This is a genomic window from Pantoea sp. (assembly GCF_028283705.1).
Classification (GTDB): domain Bacteria; phylum Pseudomonadota; class Gammaproteobacteria; order Enterobacterales; family Enterobacteriaceae; genus Pantoea.
The window spans coordinates 1-23,003 of record NZ_JAPWKD010000021.1; the positions used below are offsets into that span (position 1 = coordinate 1).

The 23,003-nt window shown below is 50.7% G+C and carries 15 protein-coding genes and 1 pseudogene; 10 read left to right on the top strand and 6 right to left on the bottom strand.

All coding sequences use genetic code 11. The annotated features are described in order from the left end of the window. Positions 1-126: pseudogene (locus tag PW844_RS18540) on the bottom strand (ArsC family reductase); the annotation flags it as partial. A 225-nt stretch (positions 127-351) separates the two neighbouring features. Between PW844_RS18540 and katG the strand changes: the two are divergent. Further along, positions 352-2,517, top strand: coding sequence for a catalase/peroxidase HPI (katG, locus tag PW844_RS18545; protein ID WP_299455019.1), 2,166 nt, complete (start codon positions 352-354; stop codon positions 2,515-2,517). A 369-nt stretch (positions 2,518-2,886) separates the two neighbouring features. Then, positions 2,887-2,946: a protein YpfM gene (gene ypfM / locus PW844_RS29480; protein WP_139810981.1), complete on the top strand. Its 60-nt coding sequence runs from the start codon at positions 2,887-2,889 to the stop codon at positions 2,944-2,946. Positions 2,947-3,045: 99 nt separating this feature from the next. Here ypfM and acrD read toward each other — a convergent pair whose 3' ends face one another. From acrD to narQ, 3 genes are all read right to left on the bottom strand, one after another. Then, positions 3,046-6,162, bottom strand: coding sequence for a multidrug efflux RND transporter permease AcrD (acrD, locus tag PW844_RS18550; protein WP_299455022.1), 3,117 nt, complete (start codon positions 6,160-6,162; stop codon positions 3,046-3,048). A 196-nt stretch (positions 6,163-6,358) separates the two neighbouring features. Next, positions 6,359-6,991 (bottom strand): response regulator, encoded by a 633-nt coding sequence (locus PW844_RS18555; protein ID WP_299455025.1) that lies wholly within the window; start codon positions 6,989-6,991, stop codon positions 6,359-6,361. Positions 6,992-7,022: 31 nt separating this feature from the next. Continuing rightward, complete coding sequence (gene narQ / locus PW844_RS18560) at positions 7,023-8,708, bottom strand: nitrate/nitrite two-component system sensor histidine kinase NarQ (protein WP_299455027.1); 1,686 nt, start codon at positions 8,706-8,708, stop codon at positions 7,023-7,025. Positions 8,709-8,947: 239 nt separating this feature from the next. Between narQ and PW844_RS18565 the strand changes: the two genes are divergently transcribed. The 8 genes from PW844_RS18565 to nudK all read left to right on the top strand — a co-directional run bounded on the left by PW844_RS18565 (position 8,948) and on the right by nudK (position 16,190). Then, complete coding sequence (locus PW844_RS18565) at positions 8,948-9,220, top strand: YdgH/BhsA/McbA-like domain containing protein (protein ID WP_299455030.1); 273 nt, start codon at positions 8,948-8,950, stop codon at positions 9,218-9,220. Between the two features lie 275 nt (positions 9,221-9,495). Beyond that, positions 9,496-10,998 (top strand): L-asparagine permease, encoded by a 1,503-nt coding sequence (ansP, locus tag PW844_RS18570; RefSeq protein WP_299455032.1) that lies wholly within the window; start codon positions 9,496-9,498, stop codon positions 10,996-10,998. Between the two features lie 189 nt (positions 10,999-11,187). After that, a complete protein-coding gene (napF, locus tag PW844_RS18575) occupies positions 11,188-11,661 on the top strand; it encodes a ferredoxin-type protein NapF (protein WP_299455035.1) in 474 nt (157 codons plus the stop codon). After that, positions 11,648-11,932 (top strand): chaperone NapD, encoded by a 285-nt coding sequence (locus PW844_RS18580; RefSeq protein ID WP_299455038.1) that lies wholly within the window; start codon positions 11,648-11,650, stop codon positions 11,930-11,932. Before napF ends, PW844_RS18580 begins: the two co-directional genes overlap by 14 nt. After that, positions 11,923-14,409 carry a nitrate reductase catalytic subunit NapA gene (gene napA, locus PW844_RS18585; RefSeq protein ID WP_299455041.1) on the top strand — a complete coding sequence of 829 codons (2,487 nt, stop codon included), beginning with the start codon at positions 11,923-11,925 and terminating at the stop codon, positions 14,407-14,409. Before PW844_RS18580 ends, napA begins: the two co-directional genes overlap by 10 nt. A gap of 11 nt (positions 14,410-14,420) precedes the next feature. Continuing rightward, positions 14,421-14,852: a nitrate reductase cytochrome c-type subunit gene (gene napB, locus PW844_RS18590; protein ID WP_299455044.1), complete on the top strand. Its 432-nt coding sequence runs from the start codon at positions 14,421-14,423 to the stop codon at positions 14,850-14,852. An 8-nt stretch (positions 14,853-14,860) separates the two neighbouring features. Further along, a complete protein-coding gene (gene napC / locus PW844_RS18595) occupies positions 14,861-15,445 on the top strand; it encodes a cytochrome c-type protein NapC (protein WP_084876245.1) in 585 nt (194 codons plus the stop codon). A 166-nt stretch (positions 15,446-15,611) separates the two neighbouring features. Beyond that, positions 15,612-16,190 carry a GDP-mannose pyrophosphatase NudK gene (nudK, locus tag PW844_RS18600; protein ID WP_299455048.1) on the top strand — a complete coding sequence of 193 codons (579 nt, stop codon included), beginning with the start codon at positions 15,612-15,614 and terminating at the stop codon, positions 16,188-16,190. A 46-nt stretch (positions 16,191-16,236) separates the two neighbouring features. Here nudK and PW844_RS18605 read toward each other — a convergent pair whose 3' ends face one another. Beyond that, positions 16,237-17,796, bottom strand: coding sequence for an OTU domain-containing protein (locus PW844_RS18605; RefSeq protein ID WP_299455051.1), 1,560 nt, complete (start codon positions 17,794-17,796; stop codon positions 16,237-16,239). Between the two features lie 53 nt (positions 17,797-17,849). Then, positions 17,850-22,568 carry a hypothetical protein gene (locus tag PW844_RS18610; protein ID WP_299455053.1) on the bottom strand — a complete coding sequence of 1,573 codons (4,719 nt, stop codon included), beginning with the start codon at positions 22,566-22,568 and terminating at the stop codon, positions 17,850-17,852. Between the last annotated feature and the right edge of the window lie 435 nt (positions 22,569-23,003).

The window sequence follows — 23,003 nt, forward strand, 5'->3', positions numbered from 1 at the left end:
CAACAGCGCATCGTCCACGCCATCTACGCGGTAATCATGGAAACGATAATCAATGCCGGAAGCGTCTAAATATCGGCGAGCTTTTTTAATGGTGTCACAATTTTTAATGCCGTAGAGCTGGAACATAGTATTTGACTACTCTTTTAGCGTGAAGATGAAATGCGCGATCGGCCAGGGATTGTAACAAGGTTGCCTGAGGGGATGACAGTGTTCTGTGATCGCACCAGGTAATTAAGCGCTTGTCTGTGACTGTAATAAGCTAATAACTATCAAATCGTTCGATAGAAATGAATATTACCTATTAATTGATGTGTTTTAACCTAGTCGCAAATTAAAAAAGCGGAGAGCAACATGAGCAATTCTAACGAAACAACCCCGTCAGCAGCCAAATGCCCCTTCCATCAGGGCGCCGATTTGCCTGCTGCGGGTGGCGGAACCAACAACCGTGACTGGTGGCCTAACCAGCTGCGTGTCGATTTACTCAATCAGCATTCCAATCGTTCGAATCCCCTCGGTGAAAACTTCAACTATCGCGAAGCCTTTAGCCAGCTCGACTACTTTGCCCTGAAAGCCGACCTGAAAGCGCTGCTCACCGACTCTCAACCCTGGTGGCCTGCCGACTGGGGTAACTATGCCGGTCTGTTTATTCGTATGGCCTGGCATAGCGCAGGGACCTACCGTATGACTGATGGTCGCGGCGGTTCCGGTCGCGGTCAGCAGCGCTTTTCGCCTCTGAACTCCTGGCCGGATAACGTCAGCCTGGATAAAGCGCGCCGCCTGCTGTGGCCGGTGAAACAAAAATATGGTCAGAAAATTTCCTGGGCCGACCTCTATATCCTGGCGGGGAACGTGGCGCTGGAAAACGCCGGTTTCCGCACCTTTGGTTTTGGTGCCGGACGTGAAGATGTCTGGGAGCCGGATCTCGATGTGAACTGGGGTGATGAGAAAACCTGGCTGAGCCATCGCCATCCGGAAGCGCTGGCGAAAAATCCGCTCTCCGCGACAGAAATGGGCCTGATCTACGTTAACCCGGAAGGTCCGAATGCCAGCGGCGATCCGGCTTCTGCCGCTCCGGCTATCCGTGCCACCTTCGGTAATATGGGCATGGACGATGAAGAAACCGTGGCGCTGATTGCCGGTGGTCATACGCTGGGTAAAACCCACGGTGCCGGTGCAGCCAGCCATGTCGGTGCTGAGCCGGAAGCGGCTCCGCTGGAATCACAGGGCTTCGGCTGGCAAAGCAGCTACAACAGCGGTGTCGGTGCGGATGCCATCACTTCCGGTTTGGAAGTGGTATGGACACAAACCCCGACCCAGTGGAGCAACTACTTCTTCGAGAACCTGTTCAAATACGAGTGGGTTAAAACGCACAGCCCGGCAGGCGCTATCCAGTATGAAGCGGTTGACGCCCCGGAAATCATTCCAGACCCGTTTGACCCGGCGAAAAAACGTAAGCCAACTATGCTGGTGACCGACCTGACGCTGCGTTTTGATCCTGAATTCGAGAAAATCTCGCGTCGTTTCCTGAATAATCCGCAGGCGTTTAACGAAGCCTTCGCCCGTGCCTGGTTCAAACTGACCCACCGCGATATGGGGCCGATTGCACGTTACTTAGGCCCGGAAGTACCGAAAGAAGCGCTGATTTGGCAGGATCCGCTGCCGACGCCGTCGCATAACCCGACGCCCGCTGACATCGATAATCTGAAAGCGGCGATTGCCGATGCCGGTCTGTCGGTAGGTGAGCTGGTATCAGTTGCCTGGGCTTCAGCTTCAACCTTCCGCGGTGGTGATAAACGTGGTGGTGCCAACGGTGCCCGTGTGGCGTTAGCGCCGCAGAACAGCTGGGAAGTCAATGCCAGCATTCAGCCTGCGTTGAACAAATTGATCGCTATCCAACAGGCATCCGGTAAAGCTTCACTGGCCGATGTGATTGTGCTGGCGGGCGTTGTCGGTGTGGAGCAGGCAGCACAGGCGGCTAATGTGGCGGTGAAAGTGCCGTTCACCTCGGGCCGCGTGGATGCCACTCAGGAGCAAACTGATGTGGAAGCCTTCGCGCTGCTGGAACCGGGCTATGATGGTTTCCGCAATTACCAACGTGCTGGTACCACTCAGGCGGCAGAAACGCAGCTGATCGATAAAGCACAGCAACTGACGTTGACCCCACCAGAACTGACTGCGCTGATTGGTGGTTTGCGTGTACTGGGTGCCAACTTTGATGGTAGCGAACATGGCGTGTTTACCAGCCGCAAAGGTGTGCTGAGCAACGATTTCTTCGTCAATCTGCTGGATATGGGCAATGAGTGGAAATCGGTTGATCAGGCGAAAGGGCTGTATGAAGGTCGTGAGCGCAGCAGCGGTGCGGTTAAATTCAGCGCCACCCGTGCCGATCTGGTGTTCGGTTCTAACGCCATTCTGCGCGCGCTGGCGGAAGTGTACGCCAGCAGCGATGGCCGTGAGAAGTTGGTCCATGACTTCGTCGCGGCCTGGACCAAAGTAATGAATCTTGATCGTTTCTAAGTTGTAAATCGGGCTTCCGGGAGCGATCCCGGAAGTCTTTTTCCTGATATTGCGCGATAAATCGCGCCGTTACGGATTCTGGCAAAACTCTTGCCGTTTAGTACCAGTAACCGCTTTCATTAGCCCCGTGAATAATTGCCCGCCGCACCATAAGCCTGATCAGAATCTTCCCAATCGAAAAATTGTGCTACGCGTTGTCACCAGGAATTTTCTTCCGCTACGTTAGGGGGTTGCTGAAATGTGCGTCAGTACGCAATTTGAGCAAATTACAGCTTTTGCCAGCTTTTGCCGATACAGATAACAGGTGGAAGCGTATTCACCTGTAGAAAAAAACGGCGTACACTCGGCGGCACAATAAGAGAGGGTATTATGGTTGACACTGAACTGGGGAACTGGAAAGAATTTATTGACGCGATGTTACGTAAGTAACCCGCGAAGAGAAAAGCAGGGCAAATCCCCAACTTGCTGTAATTCTTACCAAACAAAAATAAGGCAGCCATTAATCAGGCTGCCTTAATTTTTTATCGCTTAATCATGCGGCTTGTCTTTCAGCGGGAAGCGGCGACGCACCAGTACAAAGAACAGCGGCACAAAGAAGATCGCCAGTACGGTCGCGGAAATCATCCCGCCCATCACCCCCGTCCCCACCGCGTGCTGGCTGCCGGAACCGGCACCCGCGCTGATTGCCATGGGCAGCACACCAAAGATAAACGCCAGTGAGGTCATCAGGATCGGGCGCAGGCGCTGGCGTGAGGCCTCCAGCGTGGCTTCAATCAATTCACGTCCTTTGCTGTTGATCTCGTTAGCGAATTCGACAATCAGAATGGCGTTCTTCGCCGACAAGCCAATCACCGTCAACAGCCCGACCTGGAAATAGACATCGTTTTCCAGCCCGCGTAGCCAGGTGGCGATCAGCGCACCCACCACGCCGAGTGGCACCACTAGCATCACCGAGAACGGAATGGACCAGCTTTCGTACAGCGCCGCCAGGCTCAGAAACACCACCAGCAGTGAGATAGCATATAACGCCGGAGCCTGCGAACCAGAGAGTCGTTCCTGATACGAGGCACCGGTCCACTGGAAGCCGATGCCGAGCGGTAACTGGCTGACCAGCTTCTCCATCGCATCCATTGCCGTACCACTGCTGACGCCGTTTGCAGCTTCACCAATAATCTCCAGCGAGGAATAGCCGTTATAGCGCTCCAGTCGTGGAGACCCCACTTCCCAGTGGCTGGTGGCGAAGGCAGAGAAAGGCACCATAGTGCCGCTGCTGTTGCGCACATACCATTTATTGATGTCATCCGGCAGCATGCGGAATTCCGGCGCCGCCTGCACGTAAACTTTCTTGATGCGACCCCGGTCGATAAAGTCATTCACATAGGTTGAACCCCAGGCCGTGGTCAGGGTGTCATTGATGGTATCCACTGAGACGCCCAGTGCCTGCGCTTTGCGCTGGTCAACATCAATCTGCAACTGCGGGCTGTCGTCCAGACCGTTATGGCGCACGCGGGATAATGCCGGATCGCGGGCCGCTTCGCCCAGTAATTTATCACGCATCGCCATCAGGGCTGTATGACCAATCCCGCCATGATCCTGTAGTTCGAGGTCGAAACCCGATGAACTGCCAAGACCGGTAATGGCGGGCGGGCTGCTGGCGATAACGTTGGCTTCTTTGATTTTACGGAAAGCCTTAGTGGCGCGGTCAATGATGGCAAAGGCGGTGCGATCGGCACCAGGGCGTTCGTCCCAATCTTTCAGGCGGATAAACATACGTGCCACGTTCTGACCGTTACCACCTGGACCGGCACCGATAGTGGAAAACACCGACAGGACATTATCTTTTTCGGCGGCCATATAATAATTCTCCACCTTCGCCACCACCTTAGAGGTTTGTTCGAGAGTGGCCCCCGCCGGGAGTTGTACCTGGGTCAGGAACACGCCACGATCTTCCTGTGGCAGAAACGAGGTCGGCAGGCGGATAAACATAAACGCCATCAGGCCAATGATCGCCAGGTAGAGCAGCATCCAGCGACCACTTTTTACCAGAATACGCGCCACACCACGTTCATAACGTCCAGCGTTGGCGTTGAAGTGGCGGTTAAACCAGCCGAAAAAGCCACGCCGACCGTGATGTTGACCTTTTTCGAGCGGTTTAAGCAGGGTGGCACAGAGCGCAGGCGTGAGGATCAACGCCACCAATACCGACAAAATCATCGCGGAAACGATAGTGATGGAGAACTGACGGTAAATCGCACCGACGGTGCCACCAAAAAAGGCCATCGGCACAAACACCGCCGATAACACCAGCGCAATACCGACCAGCGCCCCTTGAATCTGTCCCATCGATTTACGCGTTGCCGCACGTGGCGAGAGACCTTCCTCGCTCATGATTCGCTCGACGTTCTCTACCACCACGATGGCATCATCCACCAGCAGACCAATCGCCAGCACCGTGGCAAACATGGTGAGGGTGTTGATACTGTAACCACAGGCATACAGCACGGCAAAGGTACCTAGCAGTACCACCGGTACGGCGATAGTGGGGATTAACGTTGCCCGGAAGTTTTGCATGAACAGATACATCACCAGGAACACCAGCAGAATCGCTTCCAGCAGGGTTTTCACCACGTCGGTGATCGAGGCTTTAACGAACGGGGTGGTTTCATAAGCGACTTTCGCCTCCAGCCCGTGTGGGAAGTACTGCGACAGCTCGGCAATGCGGGCGCGTACCAGTTTGTCGGTATTCATCTCATTGGCGCCGGAGGCCAGTTTAATGCCGAGACCGGAGGCAGCCTGGCCGTTGTAGCGACTGAGATAGTCATATTTCTCAGCCCCCATGGCCACATCCGCAACATCGCCCACCGTCACCACCGAACCATCGGCATTGGTTTTTAGTGTAATGGCTTTGAACTGTTCCGGGGTTTGCAGCATTGACTGGGCATTGACCGTGGCGTTAAGCGCCTGTTTTTCCACTGAGGGCAATCCGCCCAACTGGCCGACAGCCACCTGAGCGTTCTGAGATTCAATGGCGCTGACGACATCATCCGTGGTCAGCGCATACGCGTTCAGCTTGTTCGGGTCGAGCCAGATACGCATGGAATATTGCGAGCCGTAGGCATCGACTTCACCGACACCATCAATACGGCTGAGCGGATCTTCAATGTTACTGGCGACATAATCTGAAATATCCTGTTTGTCCATACTTCCATCGGTAGAAACAAACGCAATCATCAGGATGTTGCTGTCACCGGTTTTATTCACCGTTACGCCCTGGGATTGCACCGCCGATGGCAACTGTCGCAGAGCGGTTTGTAACTGGTTCTGCACCTGCTGGCGTGCTTCGTCCGGGTCTGTACCCGCAGTAAAGGTCAGGGTGATTTGTGCCTGACCGGTGTTGCTGCTGTTCGATGACATGTACATCAGATTGTCGATGCCAGTCATGTTCTGCTCGATCACCTGAGTCACGGTGTTTTCCAGCGTTTCGGCTGAGGCACCGGGGTAATTGGCGGTAATGCGCACGTTAGGTGGCGCGAGGTCGGGATACTGCTCAATCGGCAGGGCGATAATCGCCAGCGTACCGCATAAGCAAAGTAGAATCGCCAGAACCCAGGCAAAAATGGGGCGGTCGATAAAAAAATTCGACATGGAACCGACACTCCTCAGCTGCGTATTTTTTACTTTTATTATCAGAAGCGTGAACCCTGCTCGGGTTCACGCTGGCGGAGTGGAAGCGCTATCCTGGGACATCTCCTGCCGCAGCTTACTCTACGCGGCGCAAATTAGAGAATCGTGGAGAAATTATGGAGAAAGTGTAAATCTCCCGACGGATTTTTGAGATGTGCTAGACATTGCGGCTTTCCAGCCAAAGCACAGTGGCAGCCACGCGCGAGCGCACGTCCAGCTTGCGCAGCATATTACGGATGTGCACCTTCACCGTTTCTTCCGAGATGTGCAGGGTGCTGGCAATCTCTTTATTTGACAATCCACGTGCCACTTCCTGCAACACATCCAGTTCGCGTTCGGTTAACAGACGGAATGGGTTAGAACTGTGGGGGCGGTTAGCCAGATATTCAACGACCACCTCGCTGAACACATTTTCACCTTGTGCGCCGCGCAAAATTTGCTGCAGCAGCTGCTCGGGTTCACTGTCTTTCAGTAAGTAACCGTCGGCACCAGCATCGACCATGGCGTAGATATCATTACGGGCATCTGAGACGGTGAGCACCAGGATGCGTGCTGAGATGTCCTCATTACGCAGTGCCTTCAGCGTATCCAGCCCCGACATCCCTTTCATATTGAGATCGAGCAGAATGACGTCAGGTGCCAGGCGGCGCGCCTCTGCCAGCGCCTCGGTGCCATTATTGGCCTCGGCGACCACCTGTAACTTCGGCTCCAGAGCCAGTAACTGGCGAATGCCACGGCGCATAAGGGGGTGGTCATCAACGATCATAATTGTCAGAGTTTGCAGGTCCATATTCTCTCCAATAAACGGTCCATGTAGCCTGTTATTCCAGCAGGTGCATCGGGCGTGGCGGGAAACGTAATGTTACCCGTGTGCCGTGTTCCTGCGGGGTAATCAGCAGCGTGCCAGACAGGCGCGCTGCTCGTTCTGCCATTATTGTCAGGCCATAGTGGCCTGGCGGTTCTTCCGTACTGCGTATACCTTTGCCATCATCTTCAATCGTTAACAGATGGTCCTCATCGGCAACACGCTGGTAGCGAATCGTAATCTGCTGTGCTCCCGCATGGCGGATCGCATTGAGCAGTGCTTCGCGGGCAATCTGCAACACATGCACTTGCTGCTGTGCATCCAGGCTCTGCAATCCGGGTTGATAATCAAACTGGATTTCCGCCTGGGATTGCTCCTGCAGGGGGACGATCATGGCCTGCATCGCGGCCACCAGATCGGCCTGTTCAATGGTCAGACGGAAAGTGGTCAGCAGCTCGCGCAGTTGCTGATAGGCATCAGCCAGCGCGCGATCAAATTCGCTGATGATACTTTGCGCCTCTGGCTGGCTGCCATCAACCGTTCGTCGCAGCAGAGTAAGCTGGATGCGCAGAAAGGAGAGTGACTGCGCCAGCGAATCGTGAAGTTCGCGCGCGATGGTGGCACGTTCCTCGATCAGCAGCATTTGCTGATATTGCTTCTGCGTTTGCCAGATCCACAGGGCGCGCGCCAGCATATTGGCAAGGCTTTGCATTAATTCATCGGAAGCGGGCTTAACCGATTGCCAGCGCAACTCCCCGAGCAGCTGTTCATCCTGCTGCAATGCCAGATGTTGCCATACCAGTGACTCATCACTGCTTCCGGCCTGAAAGGTCAGATTTTCGCTCTCCAGCACCACCACGCGGAAACCTTCGCGTAACTTAAGTTGCTGGAGCAGCCCCTGAAAAACATCAGGGTCGAGCGCGCTGCTGGTGAGGATCTGTGAGCTTTCATACAGCAACGACAGCATCCGATTAGCCTGTGTCAGGCTCTCGGTTTTCTCCTGCACCGCATCTTCCAGCAGACGATAATGTGACTGTAAACGCGATGCCATCCCGGTGAAAGCCTGCGCCAGCACACCGAGTTCGTTGGGTTGATCCACCGGTAAGGGCGGAAAACTAAACCGGGTTTTCTCAACATACTGGCTGGCGGTGACCAGCGAATCCAGCGGACCGACCACATTGCGGCGAATAAAACGGATGGTCCACAGCGCCAGCCCGACAATCGCCAGAAAGCCAGACAAACTGCTGGCAACCACCAGGTGCATTTTCAGCTCGGCATAATGTTGCACCGCCAATACAAAACGATTGATTTCACCCACATAGCTCGCCACTTGTTGTTGATAAACCTGCAGGTGTTGCGGCTGTAAGCGCTGCTGTAACTCTGGCCAGCTGTCCCGCAGGTAGTGATAACGATTAGTGACTTCAGCCGGTACCCAGGGGCGATCCAGACCGCTTAATGCCGGTGACTCCAGTGTCTGCTGATAGAGCTGGATATGATGTTCCAGCTGTTGCGGATCGCGTGCGCTGTCCCAGGCGAGGCGATAAACCTGCATGCGTAGTGAGCCAGCCGCATTGACTGTCTCGGCATCGCGCAGGCTGCTGGAAAGGGTCATCAGCGCCAGCCCGGAGGTGAGAAGCGAAAGCAGTACAATGGCGCTGAGTGCGCGAGCAATGGTACGTGTTACGGGACGTTTCACTATCACGATTAAAAACCCTGTTAAGAACGCGGGATTATAAAGCAGTGCAACCGCATCGGCGACGATATCTCGCCACATCAGGTTACTCTTTGTGCAAAAAGTAACCATTCTTTACCTTTCCCTGGATGAATCTGAGATGGCGGGCGAAATATTAAACAAATTTACCGCTGGCTCAATCTGGTTTGCGTTCGCGGGTTAATACTTTAGGGGTAGTCATTTTCCCAGAAAAACACAGGAGCATCCCCATGAAGACACGATATGCCGTTCTGGCTGGTGCACTGCTAGCCACCTTAAGTTTCAGTAGCCTGGCCGCCACCGCATTGAACGCGGAGCAGGCACAAAATATGCAAAGTATGGGCAGCGTTTCCGTCAGTGGCGTGAGTGGTTCGCTCGACGATGCCACCCGCCAGCTGTCGCAAAAAGCCACTGAGATGGGTGCCAGCCATTACCGTGTTATCGGTGTGCAAAATCCTGGCGACTCCAGCATGTGGAGTGGCACTGCCGAGATTTACCGTTAATTTCCCTCAGGTTTTCTCCCTGTAGCAACCCCGACCGGCCAGATCCTTTGGCCGGTTTTTTTGTGCACGACAACGGATAATTGCAAATCATCCCGTGCAGACTAGCGGTATATTTTGCTTCATTCATGCAGAACGGGTAGGATTCATCGCCGTAATTTCCCGGTTGGTTGTGTGGCATCGTTCTGCCCCCTGCTTCCGGGTGTTACCCCATTTCGCACCGCGCTACGCAAACGTTTGGTAAGCGGTGATTGATGGTCAGGACAAACAGGAAAGCTATGAAACCTACTAAAAAAACCGCAGCCGAACAGCGCGCTGCGAAACGACGCTGGCTTAATTCCCACGACACCGGTTACCACAAAGCAATGGGTAATCGTCAGGTTCAAATGATTGCTATTGGTGGCGCTATCGGTACCGGTCTGTTTTTAGGTGCAGGTGCGCGTCTGCAAATGGCGGGGCCGGCACTGGCGCTGGTGTATCTGGTGTGCGGTATCTTCTCTTTCTTCATCCTCCGTGCGTTGGGCGAACTGGTATTACATCGTCCTTCCAGCGGTAGCTTCGTCTCCTATGCACGTGAATTCCTTGGTGAAAAAGCGTCTTATGTGGCGGGCTGGATGTACTTTGTTAACTGGGCGATGACCGGGATCGTAGATATCACGGCTGTCGCACTGTATATGCATTACTGGGGCGCGTTTGGTGACGTACCGCAGTGGGTATTCGCCCTGGGTGCACTGGCCATTGTCGGCACCATGAACATGATCGGCGTGAAGTGGTTCGCCGAGATGGAGTTCTGGTTTGCGCTGATCAAGGTGCTGGCGATTGTGGTCTTCCTGATCGTTGGCGTGGTGTTCCTTGGCAGCGGTAAGCCGCTGGATGGCAATGCGACCGGCTTCCATTTGATCACCGATAATGGCGGCCTGTTCCCGCATGGTCTGCTGCCCGCGCTGGTGCTGGTGCAAGGGGTGGTGTTTGCTTTCGCCTCGATCGAGCTGGTCGGCACCGCTGCCGGTGAATGTAAAGACCCGAAAACCATGCTGCCGAAAGCCATCAATAGTGTGATCTGGCGTATCGGTCTGTTCTACGTTGGTTCGGTGGTGCTGCTGGTGCTGCTGCTGCCGTGGAATGCTTATCAGGCGGGGCAAAGCCCGTTCGTGACGTTCTTCTCCAAACTCGGTGTGCCCTATATCGGTAGCGTGATGAACATCGTGGTACTGAGTGCTGCACTCTCCAGCCTGAACTCAGGTCTGTACTCCACCGGTCGTATTCTGCGTTCTATGTCGATGGGCGGCTCGGCACCGAAGTTTATGTCGAAGATGAGCAACCAGCAGGTGCCCTTCGCGGGTATTCTGGTCACCATCGCCGTTTACGTCGTCGGTGTGGTGCTGAACTACTATGTTCCGTCGCAGGTGTTTGAGATCGTACTGAACGTGGCATCACTGGGCATCATCTCTTCGTGGGGATTCATTGTGGTTTGCCAGATGCGTCTGCGCAAAGCTATCAAAGAAGGTAAAGCGGAAGATGTCAGCTTTAAATTGCCATGGGCACCAGTCACCTCGTGGTTGACGCTGCTGTTCCTGGTCAGCGTGCTGGTACTGATGGCGTTTGACTATCCGAACGGTACCTACACCATCGCATCCATCCCGTTGATCGCGGTTATACTGGTACTGGGCTGGTTTGGCGTGCGTAAGCGCGTCAATGAAGAAGCGCTGAAAGCGCATGATCACCATCATGAGGGTGAGGAAGAAGTTTCGCGTACATTAGCAGAAGATTCTCCACGCTAAGTTTTTTGATGTGACAGTGCAATGGGCCGTCCAGTGGGACGGCCTTTTTTTTGCTCATTTCTCAGCCATGCGATCAATCGTGCGGCGATTTGATCCCGCATCGGGAATTACACCTTTCGAGTGATATAGCCCTCTTTAGTGTCAGGTTATTTTACGCATCTTACTTTTTACTCCGAAACAGGTGTTCAAATGGTGCTGTCACGACGCGAATTCTTTACCGGACAGCGCAAAGCTGTCACGGGGGCGATCGCGCTGCCCTGGTGGCGTCATCAGGCAGGTTGTGATGGATGTGGCCGCTGTGTGGCTGCCTGCACCACGCAAATTGTGCAGCTGGCGGCAGGCGCGCAGCCACAACTCAGCTTTCAGCATGGCGAATGCACCTTCTGTGGTGCCTGCGCAGATGCCTGCCCGCAACCGTTGTTTCATCCACGCGATCATCAGCCGTGGCAGCAGCGCATCCATATCAGTCGCGATTGCATCACCTTTCAGGGCGTTAACTGCCGCAGTTGCCAGGAAAGTTGTGAACAGCAGGCGATTCGCTTTCGTCTCACCGCCAATGGCATCGCCCAACCGGAAACCATGCCGCAGCTTTGCACTGGCTGTGGCGCATGTATCGCACCTTGCCCGGTGTCAGCCACAGGATTAGATCATGAATACAAATAACAGCTGGCACGTCTGTGGCCTGGTGATTCAGGCACGCCCAACGGTCGTTGCTGCGGTCAGCCAGACGCTGCTGACGTATGCCGATAGCGAGATCGCCGCACAAGACGCGGTACGCGGCACATTGGCCGTCACCCTTGGTGCCGCCGACAGCGCGACGCTGCTGCGCAATATTGAAGCCACCCGCAACATTCCCGGCGTGCTGGCGGTGTCTCTGGTGTATCACCAGCAGGACGAATTTGAACAACCCGCAAAGGAAGCATTATGCAACTAAGTCGTCGTGATTTTATGAAGGCCAACGCGGCGGCGGCTGCCGCGACTGCTGCTGGATTAGTGATTCCCACCGTAACCAAAGCGGCCACTGCGCTCGCCGCGCCCATTCGCTGGGAAAAAGCGCCTTGTCGTTTTTGCGGCACCGGCTGTGGTGTGCTGGTGGGCACCCAGGATGGCCGGGTGGTTGCCTCTCAGGGCGATCCGCAGGCGGAAGTTAACCGCGGGCTTAACTGTATCAAAGGCTACTTCCTGCCAAAAATCATGTACGGCAAAGATCGTCTGACTCAGCCACTGTTGCGCATGACCGATGGCCGTTTCGATAAAAATGGTGAGTTCACGCCGGTCAGCTGGGATCAGGCGTTCGACATCATGGAAGAGAAGTTCAAGGCAGCGCTGAAAGCGAACGGGCCGGAATCGATCGGTATGTTCGGCTCCGGCCAGTGGACGCTGTGGGAAGGTTATGCCGCCTCAAAGTTAATGAAAGCTGGCTTCCGCAGTAATAACCTCGATCCGAACGCACGTCACTGTATGGCGTCGGCGGTGGTGGGCTTTATGCGCACTTTCGGTATGGATGAACCGATGGGCTGCTACGACGATATCGAGCAGGCCGATGCCTTCGTGCTGTGGGGATCTAACATGGCCGAGATGCACCCGATCCTCTGGTCGCGATTAACCGCGCGCCGCCTCAGCAATGAAAACGTCAGAGTCGCGGTGCTTTCCACCTATCGTCATCGCAGCTTTGAGCTGGCCGACAACGGCATGGTGTTCACGCCGCAAACCGATCTGGTGATCCTCAACTTTATTGCCAATTACATCATCCAGAACGGCAAGGTGGATGAAACCTTCCTGCAAAACCATGTGAATTTGCACCGGGGGGCGACCGACATCGGTTATGGCTTGCGTCCGACCGATCCCCGCCAGGCGAAGGCGAAAAACCCGGACAGCGGTGACTCAACCCCGATCAGTTTCGATGAATACGCGAAATTTGTCTCTGAATATACGCTGGAAAAAGCCAGTGAAATGAGCGGGGTGGAGAAAGATCAACTGGTGATGCTGGCTGAGCTGTATGCCGACCCTAACGTCAAGGTGGTGTCGTACTGGACTATGGGGTTCAACCAGCATACACGCGGCGTGTGGGCCAACAATCTGGTTTACAACCTGCATCTGCTGACGGGCAAAATCTCGCGTCCCGGCACCGGGCCTTTCTCACTGACCGGGCAGCCATCAGCCTGTGGTACCGCACGCGAAGTCGGCACCTTTTCCCACCGTCTGCCTGCCGACATGGTGGTGACCAACGACAAACATCGTGCACTGGCAGAAAAACTGTGGAAGCTGCCAGCGGGCACCATCCCGGCGAAAGTGGGTTATCACGCAGTGGCGCAGGATCGTGCACTGAAAGATGGCAAGATCAATGCCTATTGGTCCATGTGCAACAACAATATGCAGGCCGGACCGAACCTGACTCAGGAACGTATGCCGGGCTGGCGTGATGAACGTAATTTCATTGTGGTGTCCGATCCTTATCCGACTGTCAGCGCGCTTTCCGCCGATCTGATTCTGCCGACCGCCATGTGGGTAGAGAAGGAAGGTGCCTATGGAAACGCTGAACGCCGTACGCAATTCTGGCATCAACAGGTTAAAGCGCCGGGTGAAGCAAAATCCGACCTGTGGCAGCTCGTCAACTTTTCCAAACGCTTCCGCGTGGCGGAAGTGTGGCCGGAAGAATTGATCGCCCGGCAACCGGAGCTGCGCGACAAAACGCTGTATGACGTGTTGTACGCCAACGGCCAGGTCAATCAGTTCCCGCTGAGTGAAGTCGCGGATGATCAACTCAACGATGATGCGCGCACCTTCGGTTTCTATCTGCAAAAAGGGTTGTTCGAAGAGTACGCCAGTTTTGGTCGTGGTCACGGTCATGATCTGGCTCCGTTCGATACCTATCATCAGGCACGGGGTCTGCGCTGGCCGGTCGTTGATGGCAAAGAGACACGCTGGCGTTATCGCGAAGGGCATGACAGCTATGTCAAAGCGGGGGAGGGGGTGCGCTTCTACGGTAAGCCGGACGGTAAAGCGACCATTTTCGCCCTGCCGTATGAGCCGCCTGCTGAATCGCCGGATGCTGAATACGATCTGTGGTTCTGTACTGGCCGCGTGCTGGAACACTGGCACACCGGCACCATGACGCGTCGTGTCCCGGAGCTGCACCGCGCCGTGCCGCAGGCGCTGCTGTATATCCATCCACTGGATGCTAAAGCGCGCGGTTTGCGTCGTGGCGAGAAAGTGCGCGTGGTATCACGTCGTGGTGAAGCCCTGGCCACCGTCGAAACCCGCGGCCGCAACCAGCCACCGCAGGGACTGGTGTTTACGCCTTTCTTCGATGCCGGGGTGCTGGTGAACAACATCACGCTGGACGCCACCGATCCACTGTCGAAGCAAACTGATTACAAAAAATGCGCCGTTAAGCTGGTGAAAATTTAAGGCAGGATGCAATGAAACCTCTTATCACATTTCTCTCATTGGCCGCCCTGATCCTGGGCGGCACGGTCTGGGCCGCGAATGGCGTAGACCTGAATCAGTCACCCGAGGTAACGGCGACGCAGCAGGGTACGATCCATCAGCCCAAAGAGCAGAGCCGCAAGCCGCTGAATTATGTCAATCAACCACCGGTGATCCCGCACAGTGTGGATGGCTATCAGGTGACAAAAAACATCAACCGTTGCCTGCAATGCCATGGCACGCAGAGCTACCTGACCACGGGTGCGCCACGCGTCAGCCCGACACACTTTACTGACCGTGATGGGTTAGTCAGCAGTTCGGTATCACCGCGTCGCTACTTTTGTCTGCAATGCCATGTTCCGCAAACCGATGCCAAACCGGTGGTAGAAAATACCTTCCGCCCGGCTGAAGGCTTTGGGCAGTGAGGTTAGCGATGAAACAGATGATTATCCGAATCTGGCGCTGGTGGCGGCGACCCAGCCGCCTGGCAATCGGCACCTTGCTGCTGATTGGTTTTGCTGGTGGCATCATTTTCTGGGGTGGTTTTAATACCGGGCTGGAGATGACTAACCGCGAGCAGTTTTGTATTGGCTGCCATGAAATGCGCAATAACGTCTATCAGGAGTATATGCAGACGGTGCACTACAACAACCGTAGCGGCGTGCGTGCCACCTGCCCGGATTGCCATGTGCCACACGAGTGGGGACCGAAGATGTGGCGTAAATTACAGGCCAGTAAAGAGGTTTACGCCAAGGTGTTCGGCATTGTTGATACGCCCGAGAAATTTGAAGAGAAACGTCTCGAACTGGCGCAAAACGAATGGCGCAGGATGAAGAACAACAATTCGCAGGCCTGCCGTAACTGCCATAACTTTGAATATATGGATTTTACCGCGCAGAAGACCGTGGCGGCGAAGATGCATACCAAAGCGGTGGAGGAAGGTAAAACCTGTATCGATTGCCACAAAGGTATCGCCCACCATTTACCGGATATGAAAGAGGAAAAGAACGGGTTTTAATCTGTGATTCCTTTTGACCGCGCGATAGAACGCGTCGCTGCCCAGTTCAACGGTCCGTAGCGGCGCGATTTATTGCGCGTTTTGACTGTTAATACAATTAAGATAGTTTTCCCGCTGGCTTCGGCCTATCATGCCAGGCTCCCTCGAAATTTGCTGTGGAGTGGTCATGCCGTTAAAGATCAACATCATCAAAGAGAAGTTGCTGTCAGAAAATTGGTTTGTACTGCGCAACTTTACCTACGAAATCACCCGCAACAATGGCGAAGTGCTGCGCCACAAACGTGAAGTCTACGATCGTGGCAACGGTGCCACTATCCTGCTGTATAACCGTGAAAAAAACAGCGTGGTGTTGATACGCCAGTTCCGTATCGCCACCTACCTTAATGGCAACCAAAGCGGTGAGCTGATTGAGGCCTGCGCCGGGTTGCTGGATGATGACACCCCAGAAGATTGCATCCGCAAAGAGGCGATTGAGGAGACCGGCTATCAGGTAGGCGAAGTAGAAAAACTTTGGCAGGCTTACATGTCACCGGGTGGCGTCACTGAAATTGTGCACTTTTTCGCGGCGGAATATAGCGAGGCGCAACGCACGAATAACGGCGGCGGCGTAGAGGACGAAGAGATCGCGGTACTGGAGCTGCCTTTTCCGGAGGCGATGGCGATGGTGAAGAATGGTCGTATTTGTGACGGAAAAACCATTATGTTGCTGCAACATGCGCAGATAGCGGGCTGGCTCAAAGCCTGATGGGGAAAATAAAAGCAGGGAAGATTCCCTGCTTTTGTCATAATAATTACTGGGGATGATGTTCATCCAGAAAATTAAAATAAACTAAATTCTGTTGTAGCACGGTGTTGTACCAATCCCGATGAGCATCGGTAGATTCCTTATCCGCTAACTCATATAAGTGATCCAGCGGAAAGTTTGTAATGAATAATTCTCGTGGGTTAATCGGATAGTCGGTGTGGAATTTACTGATCAATTGCCGCGGCAGATAATTCCCCTGCCACATAATGATTTTTTGAGCTTCATGGACCATCGCATACCAGTTATCTATATGTTTTTTAAAATAAATAAGTTCACCCGCCCCCTCAAGTTCTTCATTATCAATAAAGGAAACTCGTTCATCGAATTTAGCTAAGAGTTCTAAATCCATGCAGAAGGTGGAACCCTCTTTTGTAGTACAGGGGATGCCATTGAGTGAACCATAGTTATCAGGTAGTGGATTCTTGTTTTTAGCAATGAATACCTCGGTCGTTTTATTCAGATCACGGGAAGAATAACCTAAATTTTGCAGGTCTCTGCTGCTCAGTTTTTTTAAAACTGTCTCTGGTTCAGCAATGCCACCAACCAGAACACGGATTAAGTCATTTTCGCTACCACTGAACTTGCTCCAGTCCATAAGTTTTTTCTCAGCAGTGGCTTTGATCGACTCCCATAATGTAATAAATCTTTTATTTTCTGCATAATACTCTACATTCTCCTGTTCAGTGGCAGCGTAATCTTTATATTCGTCCCAGTTTTCTTCAATATGTCGGGCGGTTCGCTCCCTGACTTCTGCGTAATTTTCTTCATCATTACTCATGGCCAATGCAATAGCGCGGAATAAGCAATTCCCGTCATTTTTAACATCGATGGTGCTTTCTCTGCGACCGATAAGCTGATAATGTTCATGCCCCTCTTTTCTGACCCGGCGCAGACGTATTATCCGCATTGGATCATCAGTTTGCCCAATCGTATAAAGATAAACTCGATTATCCCGTGCCGTGTTATCTTCAACATCCAACTGGACATTGTACTCACTCGCAACACCATAAATGGCCAGGTCCATGCCATTATTGTTCCAGTACCCATCAGTTCGGATATTTTTCAGTGTTGTTGCTTTTATTTGTTCCGCTTCATTGCCAGAAAGTGCAGCACCATCATTTTTTTTGCTGGCGGAAATAATTGATTTTTTGATAATGGATTTTCTTGCGGTGTTTTTTAGTATGCTACTAACCGTTGTCTCTCCGACATGTTCAGAGGTGTTTTTAACTTTTTTGGTTGGTTCACTGAAGGCTTCAAAAAACAACTTAGGCATGGGGCGTTTAATGGCATCCTCTGGTTTGTATGGTAAGTTTTGCTCATGACGCAGAGACTGGAAATCAGGCACTTTAACTCTTGACCTGGGGTGTTGAGAACCCAGGCCTGATGAACGATTCGACAATAACGTTGTAGTATGCCGATTATCAGATTGTAAAACACGATTGGTGACATGAGTAATTGTGGGGAGTTTTTTAGTTATTTCATTATTATGTTGATGCAGCGTGGATATCGCACTTTTTCGGTAAGATTCTATACGGGTACTTAACATATCAATCTCCATATTAAATAATAAGCTGCTTAGGTTGCTCTGGATATAAGGTATCAATGCTCATTATCTGTCGTTTGTAGACCCAATAATATTTTTGTACGAATTGGAAAGTTAGAGTGTTGTGTAGATGGCCCTGGCTGATCTGGTGGCGGCATAGAGTATGAGGTTGTTATGGCATTCAGCACATTATCAGCCTCACTGAGTATCGGGGGGGGCAATCGTTTGGTAGCAGGATGATCTATGACACCCCGAATATCGGGTCCAGGTGAGACGACGGTTGATTTATAAGTGGAGGCACCGAGAGACTGAATTCGTACCGGGTTAAACCTTCCTGTACTATCATGCTGTAATACCAGCGTCTTCCCTGTGACGGCCTCTTTTAGCATCGCTGAAGGTATTATTTGTGCAATGCTACCCTGGTTGCCAATATTCCCCGGTTGAGTGTCCAGAGGCTGGCCAGAGCGTTCGGAATCTTTACCTGGTTTATATAAATGACCGCGTTTTTTGTCATCTATTACAATGATTTTTTTACCCGTTGATGCGGAGGCTGCGCTAATAATCGCACTTTGTAATGGCTGAACTGAAGGTTTATCTCGATGCAAATTTCTCGGGCGGTGCTGTGTGAGCAGTCGCAGTGAATCTTCAACGCGTATACACCAGGCATTATTCTCACGTTGACGTATGAGTGCTCCCTGTTTTGTTGCTAAATCCTGTGCTTGTACGGCAGGATTGAACTGTTCACGTGGATGATGAATTTTTTTCATGGCCTGAATGGCTGAAGATACGTTAGCACTAACTTCTTTGTGGCTGACCGGTTGCCGGAATTTTTCGGAATAATGTTGCAGGCTGAATGCATGCATGGGTGCATTACAGAGTGGAAACTCAGGGGGGTGGCTCGGCATATTATGCATATAACTGCCTTTTTGGATATCCATAGCTGAGATTATTTCAACATCGTAACGTTCGGTGATGGTGGCAACCGTTGCGTTTCCAGAGCCTTCATTGGGTATTGTTAGTGGTTGTACATCCAAAAGTGGAGTGAATTGAATATGCTGTATCTGAAACTCAGGACAGTATTTCTCCCGGATTAATTCATTTATTTTTTTATAATCAATATATCCATATTTATCAATAATGTCGCAGAGTTTGAACCTGATCATTGTGAGGCCTGGGTTTGATGACTGAATATTTTCTGTTTCAGCCTCTTCACCCGTGGGATAAGAAATGGTGGTAGTGCGTGTTTCTGTGACGTTGGTGTTGATATAAACAAAGACCGGTCTGTGCATTTCTATCCAGTAATTGGAACACTGCGAAAGAGCAAAGAAAAATATTTCCCATTTTCGGGCTAATCTTTCATAGTGATCTTCAGTGTTGGCTCTATCTATCATTTTTTCATAGTCATTTTGTGCATCATTTTCTTCGCAGTCAGCCCGATACATAGCCATATCATATTCTGCCTGTGTGGAAAATAATCCCAGGTTTGCAGCGGTATATGCCTGAATGGCTTGATCCAGTTCCTCCTGAGCAATGATTTTTTTATCCTCAGCATTTATTTCATCCTCCCGCCAGGTCAATGCATCGGCCAGGAGAGGCTCAAGTAAGGTAATAGAATAGAGTAGAGAGTCAGAAATATGGTTTTTTTGATTCGTGGACTGGATGAATTTCCTGGAACTTTCAGTATTGATTCCTCCCATGTCCTCCAGAATAAAATACTCCAGCAAATCTGCTTCAGTAAGTTTTTGCCCTGTTTTGGCAATGCGTGAAGGGATTCCTCTTTCATAAATGTCATCAACAATTTTCCGATAAATCTCGCCAGACGATAATTTGATTTCCTGACTTTGTAGATTTCTGAAAAAATTGAGGCATTTTAGTAAGTAATTTACATGGTTGTTTTCATCACTCGATATTGTTCTCCGTAGATCACAGAAAATTTTACTAATGTCTTTACAATGATCTTCCCCGCCTTTCGCCAGTAACGTTAGTAACTCTTTCCTGACATGAGCAAACTGATCTTCGGTAAATTTCTGACCGATGAGTTTATCATCTTTGCCGTTGCCAGTTTTACAAAGATCTTGTAAAACAAGACGTGGAATCGCTCCTTCTATAAGCTTGCAGGCTGTTTTAGTATAACGATCTCCCTCTTTAATGCCTGGATCGAAAGCGAAAAGTGCCGCATCCAGTTCAGTGGTGATTAAGCCATTTATCTGGGTAATCAACCCGTTGGTCAGTGCGTTGAGAAAATCATGAGGCTGAGCGGTGCCGGTATCTGTGGGTAATTCCAGAACATCGGCCGCTGCGAAAGATCTTTTCAGTATCAAAGAAAGAATCTGGCAGATACGCTCCTCATTGGTGACATCAGCAGCAATGGATTCGCCCAGAGTTTTAATGATATTTTTCTGGCAGTCAGAATCTACCCTGATACCCATTCCCGCAGCTTTAACAAAAAAATCACGGGTTGTAGTTTGCGGGTAGGTTGACAGAGATTTTTGGATTTCTGCCAGTTCCTGCGTTACTGGTGAGGTTCCATTGTTGATTAATGTTTCCATTTCATCACTGGAAAATAGTTCTTTGATAGCCCGTTGAATCTCCAGCTCAGATTCAAGAGTGAATGGATTGTTTTCCATCAATGCCAGGGCGACATTCACGTATATTGCAATTTCGTAGCTAATATCTGCGTTAGCAACTAATTCATTCAATCGATTAATATGTGCATGTGCTGAAAATGTTTCATCCAGCATCTTATCGAGAAATTTATGTAAAATGTAGAAATGGTCAATTTCTTTGACCAGTGTTTCAGTCAGCAGAGTATTGTGCGTTATCGCATGGTACTTAAAAAAATGAGACGGACGCAGTGCATTGTTCTGAAGATCAAAAGATAATTTTTCGGACAATAAATTAAGGGTTGTCGCAATATCGACTTTGAATTGCGGCAATTTGATATCTGGGTCGATATATCTGTTACGTGATAGAAGGAAATCCATCACTATTTCTTTGATTTGTGTTTGCTGCTCTGCGGAGATATTCAGTTTATCGATCAGATACGGATCGAGATGCAAGCCTTGCTGATAACGCTTTTCTAATCTGGCAGGGTTCAGCGCGCTGACGATGTTTTCTTCAATGTTTAGCAGGAATTCGCTGATGGGAGGGATGTCGTAAACATTGGTTCCGGTTACTGCCAGTAATAGCCGTTCCCGCATTCTCCAGTTGAGGGCGGGAGGAAGAAGGCGACTGATTGCCAGCATGATACCGCGATCATAACCACTGCCCATGTTGTGTTGGTGTGCGGCGAAAAACGCATCGACTTCCTGCGGGTCAGGATAATAACTCCTCATCAACTGATATAATAACGTTGTATCGGCGATGTTTTCCGCAATCACCTGACTGGCATCCAGCATCGAAGCCATACAAATAAAGTCATAGCATTCATTTGGATTATATAGCAAATTAGGTGATACCTGTTCTGCTATTTCATGAAGGTCTATATCATTAGCAACCATATCCTGAAAGTTATCATCTCGGGTCATTAATGATTTAAAGGTCGTGTCAACACCAGTATTTTGTAATCGATCCAAAGCATTGAAAAAAAGATCCTGATACAGAATATGGACTTCACCAAACTCGACTCGGTTTTCAATACGACCTTTTAGATCATTGAGTATCCTGGGTATCCGATACAATATATTGAAGCTCTCACTGATGCGGTTAAGTATCGTTCCATGTTTCAGCCTCTTCAGTTCTGCACGATTCTCTTTATATTCGGTGAGCAAATCATCGATTTCATTTTTTAATACATCAAGCTTAAATAGGGTTGGTAAGTTGTTTAACTCCCGCCATAACTCGCAGCCACTGACGGTTTCATTCAATACTTCCTGTAATCCTAAATTATTAATAAGTGAATCAATTACCTCACCGGTGGTTTTACCGTCATAGTCGATTTCGCACAATTGATGAAAGTATTTTGTCTCGATGGGAGCACAAAGCAGCTGCAATTTATCCAGAAAATCCTTTTGTGTGCTATTAAGGACCGTAAAGAATTTGTTGTTGTTAGTGGATAGCATTTCCCTGACTTCATTTTCAATGTCTGTCCATAGATCAAATTGAGTTAAGAAAGTTTCCAGATGGGGGTTACCCAGGATAAACTCCCATAATCTGCGATAATTTTGTCTGTGCCCACAGATTGACGATAATGATAAGACATCATCCCAAAACACATCTAAGTGATTTGTTTGTCTGTCGGCACAAACAGCGGAGACGGTGTTAAAGAGTCGTTTTAATTTTTCATTATCTGTTTTTGCTAATTTTTTATTGATGATTTTTTTATTTCTTTCCCAGGAATATTTTGCTTTCTGACGTATCTTTTTTCTCAATCCTTCTTTCTTATTCGAAATGTCATCACACTGACTGGCAAATCTTCTGATGTGATATGAATTTGATTCAGCCAGCTGCTCGGTGAATGTGGGTAGTTGTTCGATGAGTCGCTCATTATCACGAAACTGTTGAATAACCTGTCTCGCTGAAATATCAGAGCATTTACTGGGTTGCGGATGATATATCGTTTTTTTAGACCGGATTGGTAGTTTTATACGAGCAGGTAACAGGCTATTGGGTTGTGCTAAAGATACACCCAAGGAAGACATCGGTCGGTTAATAAGGTCCCGCGGGGCAGAGAGATTGCTTATTGAATTTATATTGGTGGAAATTTCCTTTCTGCATATTTGTTGAGTGACTGGAGGTTTGATTGTGAGGGTATTAACTGCGCTGCTACTTAGCATGTTTCATCCTTGTCCCTGATGATAGATTGTTACTCTGGCACTCTTTCCCTGCCAAATAATTAAAGGAGGGAATTCTGCCATCCCTTGATCACAATGTTTTTTTACCCGTGCCAGTAGGATAATGAAGTGATGTTGATACTGCGACTGAGCCAAACTTATTTATCGTAACATATCAATTTATGACGTTTTTGTGACGACGGCGGATATTCTCAATAATCAGCGTCACGAAAATGAGGATCTTCTGCATCAACCCGGGCAATTGTGCGACAAATCCGATTGAGCAGAATTCATTCGCCAAGGATGATGGCTGCTCAGTTTTATCCGCACAGATCGCTCAAAGCGACGTCTTTATCGGCAGTTAGCACCGCTTTTCGGGCCAGGTCACAGATTAGGTCCGGTGTCAGCGTTGTCATTGCGCTATCATCTTCTCTCTAA

Excerpts from the sequence above, each read along its gene's own strand:
- katG (WP_299455019.1), top strand. The coding sequence starts at position 352 with ATGAGCAATTCTAACGAAACAACCCCGTCAGCAGCCAAATGCCCCTTC.
- acrD (WP_299455022.1), bottom strand. The coding sequence starts at position 6,162 with ATGTCGAATTTTTTTATCGACCGCCCCATTTTTGCCTGGGTTCTGGCG.
- PW844_RS18555 (WP_299455025.1), bottom strand. The coding sequence starts at position 6,991 with ATGGACCTGCAAACTCTGACAATTATGATCGTTGATGACCACCCCCTT.
- PW844_RS18565 (WP_299455030.1), top strand. The coding sequence starts at position 8,948 with ATGAAGACACGATATGCCGTTCTGGCTGGTGCACTGCTAGCCACCTTA.
- ansP (WP_299455032.1), top strand. The coding sequence starts at position 9,496 with ATGAAACCTACTAAAAAAACCGCAGCCGAACAGCGCGCTGCGAAACGA.
- napF (WP_299455035.1), top strand. The coding sequence starts at position 11,188 with ATGGTGCTGTCACGACGCGAATTCTTTACCGGACAGCGCAAAGCTGTC.
- PW844_RS18580 (WP_299455038.1), top strand. The coding sequence starts at position 11,648 with ATGAATACAAATAACAGCTGGCACGTCTGTGGCCTGGTGATTCAGGCA.
- napA (WP_299455041.1), top strand. The coding sequence starts at position 11,923 with ATGCAACTAAGTCGTCGTGATTTTATGAAGGCCAACGCGGCGGCGGCT.
- napB (WP_299455044.1), top strand. The coding sequence starts at position 14,421 with ATGAAACCTCTTATCACATTTCTCTCATTGGCCGCCCTGATCCTGGGC.
- napC (WP_084876245.1), top strand. The coding sequence starts at position 14,861 with ATGAAACAGATGATTATCCGAATCTGGCGCTGGTGGCGGCGACCCAGC.
- nudK (WP_299455048.1), top strand. The coding sequence starts at position 15,612 with ATGCCGTTAAAGATCAACATCATCAAAGAGAAGTTGCTGTCAGAAAAT.
- PW844_RS18605 (WP_299455051.1), bottom strand. The coding sequence starts at position 17,796 with ATGTTAAGTACCCGTATAGAATCTTACCGAAAAAGTGCGATATCCACG.
- PW844_RS18610 (WP_299455053.1), bottom strand. The coding sequence starts at position 22,568 with ATGCTAAGTAGCAGCGCAGTTAATACCCTCACAATCAAACCTCCAGTC.